The organism is Nostocoides veronense, assembly GCF_039531185.1.
GTDB classification, from domain to species: domain Bacteria; phylum Actinomycetota; class Actinomycetes; order Actinomycetales; family Dermatophilaceae; genus Nostocoides_A; species Nostocoides_A veronense.
The window spans coordinates 94,714-103,960 of the sequence record NZ_BAAAPO010000023.1; the positions used below are offsets into that span (position 1 = coordinate 94,714).

The following is a 9,247-nucleotide window of genomic DNA, read 5'->3' on the forward strand; positions in this document are numbered from 1 at the left end:
CCGCCACCGGTAGCGTGAGCTCGTGACTGACCTACAGCAGGCCTGGATCGGCCAGGAGGTCCGGGCGCTGCGCCCGGATTACGCCGCGCTCATCATTACGGCCCACGGTGCCGTGGGTGGCCCCAGCGACGAGGCCAGCGATGCGGCGCTCCGCGCGGCCGAGGACTTCGCCCGTGGGCTGCTCGCCGACACGGAACCGGCCGCCATACCTCAGGTAGCGCTGTGGCGAGAAGCCTTCTCTGCCTTCGGTGTTCGGCCACGATCGGCCGTCAGCAGCCTGGAATCCCTGCTGCGTCGAGCCGCCGACGGCTTGCCTCGGATCGACCGACTCACGGATCACTACAACGCCATCTCGGTCCGCCACCTGCTGCCGCTCGGGGGCGAGGATCTGCAGGCATATGCCGGCGCCCCGCGCCTCGTCGTCGCCGACGGCACCGAGATCTTCGACGCGGTCGAGGCCGGCGTCGTCGTCGCGGCCAACCCCAAGGCCGGCGAAGTCGTCTGGCGCGACGACATCGGCGTCACCTGCCGACGATGGAACTGGCGGCAAGGCGCCCGGACCCGCATCTCGCCGGCGACCCGCGATGCACTCTTCATCATCGACGGGCTCGGCCCATCCGCGGCCGGCGCTGTCAGCGCCGCCGGGGAGGACCTGGCCACTGTTTTGCGCAGGCACGCGCCCGCCTGCGAGACCGCCTCCCGACTGCTCGGTCCGGACCGGATCGAGGCTGCTGCGCCAGCTTAGGCGGACTGACATCATGGGGTATGCCGTGAGCGATGGGCGCTCGCGGCCCTGAAGGAGGCTTGACCGAATGACCCCGACGTCCTGGCCCGCGCACGATCCGGCAACCCGCCGGTCGCTCCCCGAGAGCTCGATGCCCGTGGACCCCGGACGGGTGCAGCAACTGCTCGCCGCCGAGTGGGAGAAGTTCACCGCCAACACCCCCGCCTCGGCCGATCACAACCGCCAGGCCAGCAAGTCGCTGCCGCTTGGCGTGACCTCCTCCTTCCAACACTGGGAGCCCCACCCCATCTCCATCGTCAAGGCGCGCGGTGCCTGGTTGACCGATGTCGACGGCCGCCGGCTGCTCGATCTGTCGATGGGGTTCGGTGCGATGCTCGTCGGCCACCTCAACCCGACCGTCGTGGCCTATGTCGAGGAAGCCCTGCAGTCCGTCGGCACCCTCTTCGTCACCCCCTCACCCACCGCCACCGAGGTCGCCGAGCGCTATCAAACCCGCTTCGGTCTCGACATGCTCCGTTTCACCCAATCCGGCACCGAGTCGCTGATGTATGCCGTCCGGGCCGCTCGGGCATACACCCAGCGCAAGGCGATCATCAAGATCGAGGGTGGCTACCACGGCGGCTATGACGCGCTCCAGGTCTCCGTCAAGCCAGCCCTCGCCGACATCGGCCCGGCCGAGGCCCCCATCCCCGACGTCCCCTTCGATGTCGAGGCCGGGACCGTCTACGTCGTGCCCTACAACAATATGGATCGCCTGAACGAGATCCTGAGCGAGCACGGCCGGGAGATCGCCGCGATCGTCATGGAGCCGGTGATCGAGAATCTCGCGATCGTCGTCCCCGACGAGGGCTATCTCGCCGCCGTTCGCGCCGCCTGCAACGAGCACGGCGTGCTGCTGATCTTCGATGAGGTCAAGACCGGACTCACCGCCGGATATGCCGGTGCCTCCCAGCGCCTCGGCGTCAAGCCCGACCTGATCACCTTGGCCAAGAGCATCGGCGGCGGTCTGCCACTGGCGGCTTTCGGCGGCACCAGCGATGTCATGCAGGTCGTCGTGGACGGCCGGATGGCGCACTTCGGCACCTACAACGGCAATCCGCTGGTCATGGCGGCGGCCCGCGCGGTCGATGAAGTGTGCACCCGCGAGGCGCTCGAGGTCGCGGAGACGATCAATGTCACCACGCTGGATCACATCGACGAGATCATCCGCGAGTACCAACTCCCGGCCCACACGGTCGCGCTCGGAGTGAAGGGCTGCATCACGTGGTCGACCACGCCGGTGCGCAACTACCGCGACTACAAAGCCACCGACTTCGGCGTCGCCGAGCTGTCCTGGCTCTGGGGCGTCAACCGCGGCATCCTGACCCCGCCCGGCCTCGACGAGCAGTGGCTGGTCTCGCTGGCCCACACCCAGGAAGAGATGGACGTCCTGGTCTCCGACTTCCGCGACCTGGCGCAGGCCCTGCGCGCCTGAGCGCCCGGTCACTCATTTCTCTCCGGATGCCGGAAAGTTGAGGTTCGAGTGGCCTAGAAAGTCACCCGAACCTCAACTTTCCGGCATCCGGAGAGAATCGTGGTAGCGACGTCCCAGGGGTTGTCAGACCCGCTCTCTAGGGTCTGTGGGTATGACGATCACGGCCACAAGCGCGAGGCCCCGAGCGATCCAGGGCACCCTGGACGATCTCGGCACGCCGCTGCACGAGGTCACCTTCGTCGTGCTCGACCTGGAGACCACCGGCGGCAGCGCGCACGCTGATCACATCACCGAGATCGGCGCCGTGAAGGTGCGCGGCGGGCAGGTGCTCGGGGAGTTCCAGACGCTCGTCAACCCGCGGGTCCCGATCCCGGCGGTCATCAGCATGCTGACCGGAATCACCGACTCGATGGTCGCGCTGGCCCCGCGCATCGAAGCCGTGCTCCCGAGCTTCCTGGAGTTCATCGGCGATGCCGTGGTGGTCGCGCACAATGCGCGATTCGACACCTCCTTCCTCAAGGCCGCCGCCCTCGCGACCGGCAATCGGTGGCCAGAGCCCGTGGTCGTCGACACCGTCTACCTCGCGCGAGCCCTGGTCACCCGGGACGAGGCACCGAACCACAAGCTGGCCAGCCTGGCCCGGGTCTTTCACGCCCGCACCACCCCCGATCACCGGGCCCTGCACGATGCCCAAGCAACCGTCGATGTCTTGCACGGTTTGTTGGCCCGGGTGGGCAGCCTTGGCGTGACAACCCTGGAGGAGCTCGCGACCTATTCCGCGCGCGTCCCGCAAGCCACCCGCCGCAAGCGTTATCTCGCCGACGATTTGCCCAGTGCCCCGGGCGTCTACCTGTTCAAGGACGGCCAGGGCCGGGTGCTCTATGTCGGCACCTCCGTCGACATCCGCACCCGCGTGCGCTCCTATTTCACGGCGGCGGAGCAGCGCCGACGGATGGGCGAGATGGTGCGCATCGCCGAGTCCGTCACGCCGGTCGTGTGCGCCACGGCCCTTGAGGCACAGGTGCGCGAGCTGCGCCTGATCGCCGAACACAAGCCGCGCTACAACCGCCGCTCTCGTCACCCCGAGAAGGCCGCCTGGGTGAAGTTCACGGTCGAGCCGTTCCCGCGCCTGTCCATCGTCAAGGAGGTCCGCGGGGACGAGACGACCTACCTTGGCCCGTTCTCCTCCCGCGCCGCCGCCGAGGACGCCGTCGCGGCCTTGCACGATGCACTCCCGCTGCGCCGCTGCCACGAGCGCCTCTCCCCCGCCCGCCCCACCCCCGCGTGCGCGCTCGCCGAGATGGGCCGGTGTGGCGCCCCGTGCACCGGGGCGCAGTCGCTGCAGGAGTATGCCGAGGTCGTCGCCCGCGCCCGGGCCGCCCTGCTCGGGGATCCGCTGCACCTGCTTTCGCCGCTGGAGGAGCGGATGCAGTCGCTCGCCCACGACGAGCGATACGAAGACGCCGCCTCGCTGCGCGACCGACTGCTGACCCTGTTGAGGGGTATGACGCGCACCCAGCGCCTGGCTCCCCTCGCCTCCTCCCCAGAGATCGTGGCCGCTCGCCGCTCGCCCCTGGGCGGCTGGGAGTTGGTGTGCGTGCGCTATGGCCGGCTGGCCGGCTCCTCCCGCAGTCCCCGCGGTGCCGATCCGATGCCCTATGTCGACGCGCTCACCCAGAGCGCCGACGTGGTGACTCCGGCGGCGGGACCCGCGCCCGCGGCATACCCCGAGGAAACCGAAAAGATCCTGCGCTGGCTCGAAGAGCCAGGCGTGCGCCTGGTCAGCGTGGATGGCGAGTGGACCTGCCCCGTCGGCGGCGCCGTCTCCGCGATCGCCCGTTTCGGCGCCGCCCCCTTGCGCCCGGCGACGGCCTTCGAATCCTGAGTCCCAAGCCCAGCGCTGCGTCCGTCGGACCTGACGCGTGAGACGCGAGACCCAGCCAGCCGAGCGGCGTTGCTGCGCGCGAGCGGGGTTACTGCCCAGCCGAGCGGGGCTCGTGAGCGCGTGCGGCCCTATAGCCCCGCTCCCATCCAGAAGGCCCGCTCCGCTCGCGCCGACGCAGCGCCCTAACGGCGGACGGCGCGCGCCGGGATAGATTGGCGCCATGATCACCGCCATCGTCTTGATCAACGCCGAGGTCGACAAGATTCCCGAGGTCGCCCAGGCGATCGCCGATCTCGAGGGCGTGAGCGAGGTCTATTCAGTCACCGGCGATGTCGACCTGATCGCCCTCGTGCGCGTGCGCGAGCACGACCAGATGGCCGATGTCATCGCCGACCGGCTGAGCAAGGTGCCCGGCATCCTCGGCACCCAGTCACATATCGCCTTCCGGGCCTACTCCCGCCATGACCTCGAAACGGCCTTCAGCCTCGGTATCGAGGGCTAACCACGGCCAAGCCCCACGCGCACGCTCCACCAGCGCCTCACAATGACAGCGGCCCCGGGCGAGCTACTCGCCGGGGGCCGCTGTCATTGGTCGTGAACCAGTGGGAGCCGGGACTCAGTGGTGGCCGGAAGACGATCCGGCTTCGAGTTCGGCCGCGCTGCCGCCCTCGATCGCCTCGTGCGCGTGGCCGTCGTGGTGCGCTGCTTCCAGCTCGGCCGGCGTGACCGGCTGGACCGTGTCCTGGAAGTACAAGCGGCTCAGGCGGGCGCGCAGCTTGTCCTTGCCAGCGGCCGGGGATGCGACGCCGTGGGCATCGGTGCCCGCGGTCAACTGCAGCGGCTCCTGACCCTCGAAGCCGACCAGCTTCCAGCGGGTGTACTCATCCAGCGGCTCATGCACCTCGAAGAAGCGACCTTCGGCGGTCTGGACGATCCGTCCGCTCTCGCGGCCGTGCAGCACCAGGTTGCGGTCGGCACGCTGCAAGCTCAGGCAGATGCGGCGGGTCGCCCAGAAGGCCACGATCGGCAGGAGGAAGGTCGCCGCCCGGAAGAAGTACGTGATGTCGTTGATCGACATATGCAACTTGATCGCGAGGATGTCATTCGATCCGGCCAGCGCCAGCACAAGGTAGAAGGCGATGGCCGCCACGCCGATGGCGGTGCGCGTCGGTTGGTTGCGCGGCCGGTCCAGCAGGTGGTGCTCCCGCTTGTCGCCGGTCACCCAGGCTTCCAGGAAGGGATAAGCCGCCATCGCGCCATAGACGACCGGGATCAGGCCGAGGGCACCGATCGCGACGTTGAGGCTGAGGGTGTAACCGAAGGCGCTGAACTCCAGCCAACCCGGCAGCAGACGCAGCGCGCCATCCGCCCAGAGCATGTACCAGTCCGGCTGCGAGCCGGCCGTGACCGGCGACGGGTCATAGGGCCCGTAGACCCAGATCGCGTTGATCTGCACGATCGCGGAGATCAGCGCGATGAAGCCGAAGACGATGAAGAAGAAGCCGCCGGCCTTCGCGGCATACACCGGCATGACCGGGAAGCCGACCACATTGTTGTTGGTGCGGCCGGGCCCGGGGTACTGCGTGTGCTTCTGCACCGCCACCATGACGATATGCGCGGTGAACAGGCCCACGAGGATCGCCGGCAGCAGCAGCACGTGCACGCTGTAGAGGCGCGGGATGATCGCCTCACCCGGGAAGGGACCATCGAAGACGGCATACGCGAGATAGGAGCCGATGACCGGCGCGGACTGCATGAAGCCTTCCGCCGCGCGCAGGCCGGTACCCGAGAGCAAGTCATCCGGGAGGGAGTAGCCGGCGAAGCCTTCGACGAGAGCGAGCATCGACAGGAGACAGCCGATGATCCAGTTGAGCTCACGCGGCTTGCGGAAGGCGCCGGTGAAGAAGACGCGCAGCATGTGCGCCGACAGCGCGACGATGAACATCAGCGCGGCCCAGTGGTGCATCTGGCGGATCAGCAGGCCGCCCTTGATGTCGAAGCTGATGTTCAGCGCGCTGGCATAGGCCTCCGACATGCCGACGCCCTGCAAAGGGACATACGAGCCGTCATAGACCGTGTGACCGGCGCTGGGCACGAACCAGAAGGTCAAGAAGACGCCGGTCAGCAGGCAGATGATCATCGAATACATCGCGATCTCGCCGAGCATGAACGACCAGTGGTCCGGGAAGACCTTCTTCATCAGGTAGTTGACGCCCTTGGCCGGGCCGAGGCGGTCATCGACCCAGCCCACGGCGCCGCCGAGCTTCTTGGCGCCCGCCGACGGCGGGGCGCTCACCGGCGCATCGCCGGTGCGCAGACCCATGGCCGGGCGGTCATTCGCGGTGGTGCTCATCCACGCTCCCAGAAGCTCGGGCCGACCGCTTCGTGGAACGGTTCGGCGGCGATGAGGTAACCCTCGTCGTCGACGGCGATTTTCAGCTGCGGCAGCGGCCGCTTGGCGGGACCGAAGATGACGCGGCAGTCGTCGGTGACATCGAAGGTCGACTGGTGGCACGGGCACAGCAAGTGGTGCGTGGTGCGCTCATACAGACCGACGGGGCAGCCGACGTGGGTGCAGATCTTGGAGTAGGCGACGATGCCTTGGTAGCCCCACTCCTGGGCCTTCTTGCCGCCCGGGGTGTCTTGGAAGTCCTTGGGGTCTAGGCGCATCAGCAAAACTGCGGCCTTGCCCTTCTCCTCCAGGAAGCCGTGGTGCAGACCCTCGCGGAGGTGCTCGTCCTCGGCCTCCGGGCTGGGCAGCAGGCCCTCGGGAAGCACGTGGTAGACCGAACCGATCGTGACATCGCTGGCCTTGATCGGCAGCGATTCCGGGTCGGTCACCAGGCGGGGGCGCGCGGTGTATGCGGTGTAGCCACCCTCGCCATCCGGGGTGCCATTCCACATGGTCAAGGAGAGGTGGTTCTTCGGCAGCGGGCCGAGGCTGCCAACGAGTTGGACGAGCAGCGGCAGGGAGAACAGGCCGAGAGCGCCACCCAGGGTCGCCTTGATCAACGGCCGACGGAACAGCTGGCTCTTCTCGCCACCGCCACGCATGATCTCGACGAACTCGCCGCGTGCGGCATCGCTGGAGCGCATCGCGTGCCGCTCCTCGACGACCTCCTCGTCGGGCATCAGTGTCTTGGCCCAGTGCACGGCGCCGAGACCGATGCCGAGCAGGCCGAGCCCCATCCCCACACCCAGCAGCAGGTTCGAGGTGGACACGGTGCCGATGCCTGGCACCCAAGTGCGGTGCGCGGTGTCGAAGGCGAAGTAGGCGATCAGGAACAGGACCGTGCCGAGGATCGAGAGGGTGAACAGGCCAGCGACCTGACGCTCAGCCCGCTTGGCCGCGGCCTCGGACTCATCTGCCATCCGGTGCACATGCGGCGGCAAACCGGGGTTGGCGAATTGAGCGGGGATCCCGCCGTCGCCGACATGATGCCCCTCATCGAGGCGCACGGTGTCCGTGGAGTGTTCGGTGCTCATCGGCTCAGGCTCCCTTCTGCCCGAGCCAGTATGCGGCGCCGATGAGGATGCCGAGCCCGAAGACCCAGGCCACGAGGCCCTCCGGCACCGGGCCAAGGCTGCCGAGCGCCATACCGCCCGGGCTGCCGGCCTCATCCATCGTCTTGAGGTAGGCGATCACATCGCGCTTCGACTCTGGGGAAATGTTGTTGTCGTTGAAGACGGGCATGCTCTGCGGGCCGGTCAGCATGGCCTCGTAAATGTGCTGACCCTCTACATCGGTCAGCTTCGGGGCGTACTTGCCGCGGGTGAGCGCACCGCCAGCGCCCGCGGAGTTGTGGCACATCGAGCAGTTGACGCGGAAGATCTCGCCACCGCGACCGGCATTGCCGCCCTCGGCGGTGGTGTATTCGGCATCTGGCACAGCCGGGCCGGGGGCCAAAGACGCCACCCACGCGGCGATATCGGCGATCTCCTCAGCGGAGTAAGTGACCTTCTTGCCGCGCGGCGCCTGAACGCCGGGCTCGGCCATCGGCATCCGGCCGGTGCCCATCTGGAAGTCGACGGCTGCCGCGCCGACACCGGCGAGGTTGGGGCCGACCGGGCTGCCGAGGCCGTCCTTGCCGTGGCAGGTGGCGCAGTTGGTTAAGAAGAGCTGACGACCGCGTTCGATCTGGTCCGCGGAGGCGGTGGCGGCGGTGGCCTGCTTGGGGGCCAGGGCGGCATACCCGGCGCCGGTGACGATCAGTCCCAACAACAACAGGATGAAGATCGCGGCCGGGTGGCGTCGCCGGACGGCGAGTGCGTTCACATCGGTCTCTTTTCTCGGCTGTTGGGCGGGGTCACTTGAGCAGGTAGATCGTCGCGAAGAGCGCGATCCACACGACATCGACGAAGTGCCAGTAGTAGGAGGTCACCACGGCGCCCGTGGCCTGGGCGTGGCTGTAGTGCCGGGTGGTGAAGGTGCGTCCGATGATCAGCAGGAAGGCGATAAGACCGCCAGTGACGTGCATGCCGTGGAAACCGGTCGTGAGGTAGAAGACCGAGCCATAACCATCGGAGGAGAGCGTGATGCCGTCGTGGACGAGGTGGGCGTATTCGTAGACCTGGCCGGCGATGAAGAGGGAGCCGAAGATGTAGGTCAGGACATACCACTCACGCATCCCCCAGCCGCTCACATTGAGCAGGCTGCCGGTGCGCGCCGCCTGGCCGTGCTCGGCCTTGTAGACCCCCAACTGACACCACACCGAGGAAATGACCAGCACGATCGTGTTCGCGGTGGCGAACGGGACGTTCAGGGTGGGGGTGTGCTCCGACCACAGATCCGGGCGGACCTGGCGAATCGTGAAGTACATCGCGAAGAGTCCCGCGAAGAACATCAACTCGCTGGACAACCACACGATGGTGCCCACGGAGACCATGTTCGGCCGGGTCACCGGACCGAGGGCATGCCCAGGATGGGTCGGAGGGGTGCCGGAATGCACGGCGGATGCTGAGGCCACGTCGACATTATGTCGGTAATCGTTCGCACCCGGGAGCCGACCCCCTGGTTTGTCGCGAATCGATCCGATAACGCCGCTGATCGCGCCACGGTTCCCGTTCGTTAGTCTTAGGGAAGCGCTGATCTTTAGGACTGTGCGGCCTGGTGGCTGGCTCGGCCGGGCGGGTCGGGAAATGA

8 protein-coding genes are annotated in these 9,247 nt (G+C 67.8%); 4 read left to right on the top strand and 4 right to left on the bottom strand.

Annotated elements, in window-relative coordinates; all coding sequences use genetic code 11:
* Positions 1 to 22: 22 nt before the first annotated feature.
* The 4 genes from ABD225_RS07465 (at position 23) to ABD225_RS07480 (ending at position 4,606) form a co-directional block, all read left to right on the top strand.
* The gene (locus ABD225_RS07465) at positions 23 to 745 is read left to right on the top strand and encodes a B3/B4 domain-containing protein (RefSeq protein ID WP_344083053.1); all 723 of its coding nucleotides are present in this window, start codon (positions 23 to 25) and stop codon (positions 743 to 745) included.
* A 67-nt stretch (positions 746 to 812) separates the two neighbouring features.
* A complete protein-coding gene (locus ABD225_RS07470) occupies positions 813 to 2,219 on the top strand; it encodes an aspartate aminotransferase family protein (protein WP_344083055.1) in 1,407 nt (468 codons plus the stop codon).
* Between the two features lie 151 nt (positions 2,220 to 2,370).
* Positions 2,371 to 4,104, top strand: a complete 1,734-nt coding sequence (locus tag ABD225_RS07475; RefSeq protein WP_344083057.1) for a DEDD exonuclease domain-containing protein — start codon at positions 2,371 to 2,373, stop codon at positions 4,102 to 4,104.
* 220 nt (positions 4,105 to 4,324) lie between these two features.
* Positions 4,325 to 4,606 carry an Lrp/AsnC family transcriptional regulator gene (locus ABD225_RS07480; protein WP_344083059.1) on the top strand — a complete coding sequence of 94 codons (282 nt, stop codon included), beginning with the start codon at positions 4,325 to 4,327 and terminating at the stop codon, positions 4,604 to 4,606.
* 114 nt (positions 4,607 to 4,720) lie between these two features.
* Here ABD225_RS07480 and qcrB read toward each other — a convergent pair whose 3' ends face one another.
* From qcrB to ctaE, 4 genes are read right to left on the bottom strand one after another with little or no spacing between them, the layout of a single operon-like run.
* A complete protein-coding gene (gene qcrB / locus ABD225_RS07485; RefSeq protein WP_344083061.1) occupies positions 4,721 to 6,457 on the bottom strand; it encodes a cytochrome bc1 complex cytochrome b subunit in 1,737 nt (578 codons plus the stop codon).
* Complete coding sequence (qcrA, locus tag ABD225_RS07490; RefSeq protein ID WP_344083063.1) at positions 6,454 to 7,590, bottom strand: cytochrome bc1 complex Rieske iron-sulfur subunit; 1,137 nt, start codon at positions 7,588 to 7,590, stop codon at positions 6,454 to 6,456. The genes qcrB and qcrA overlap by 4 nt, the downstream gene beginning before the upstream one ends.
* A gap of 4 nt (positions 7,591 to 7,594) precedes the next feature.
* Positions 7,595 to 8,380 (bottom strand): cytochrome bc1 complex diheme cytochrome c subunit, encoded by a 786-nt coding sequence (qcrC, locus tag ABD225_RS07495; protein WP_344083065.1) that lies wholly within the window; start codon positions 8,378 to 8,380, stop codon positions 7,595 to 7,597.
* Positions 8,381 to 8,411: 31 nt separating this feature from the next.
* Positions 8,412 to 8,990 (bottom strand): aa3-type cytochrome oxidase subunit III, encoded by a 579-nt coding sequence (gene ctaE / locus ABD225_RS07500; protein ID WP_344083079.1) that lies wholly within the window; start codon positions 8,988 to 8,990, stop codon positions 8,412 to 8,414.
* Positions 8,991 to 9,247 lie beyond the last annotated feature (257 nt).

What these genes read in the sequence shown, in the direction of transcription:
- ABD225_RS07470 (WP_344083055.1), top strand. Translation starts at nt 813, where the DNA reads ATGACCCCGACGTCCTGGCCCGCGCACGATCCGGCAACCCGCCGGTCG.
- ABD225_RS07475 (WP_344083057.1), top strand. Translation starts at nt 2,371, where the DNA reads ATGACGATCACGGCCACAAGCGCGAGGCCCCGAGCGATCCAGGGCACC.
- ABD225_RS07480 (WP_344083059.1), top strand. Translation starts at nt 4,325, where the DNA reads ATGATCACCGCCATCGTCTTGATCAACGCCGAGGTCGACAAGATTCCC.
- qcrB (WP_344083061.1), bottom strand. Translation starts at nt 6,457, where the DNA reads ATGAGCACCACCGCGAATGACCGCCCGGCCATGGGTCTGCGCACCGGC.
- qcrA (WP_344083063.1), bottom strand. Translation starts at nt 7,590, where the DNA reads ATGAGCACCGAACACTCCACGGACACCGTGCGCCTCGATGAGGGGCAT.
- ctaE (WP_344083079.1), bottom strand. Translation starts at nt 8,990, where the DNA reads ATGGTCTCCGTGGGCACCATCGTGTGGTTGTCCAGCGAGTTGATGTTC.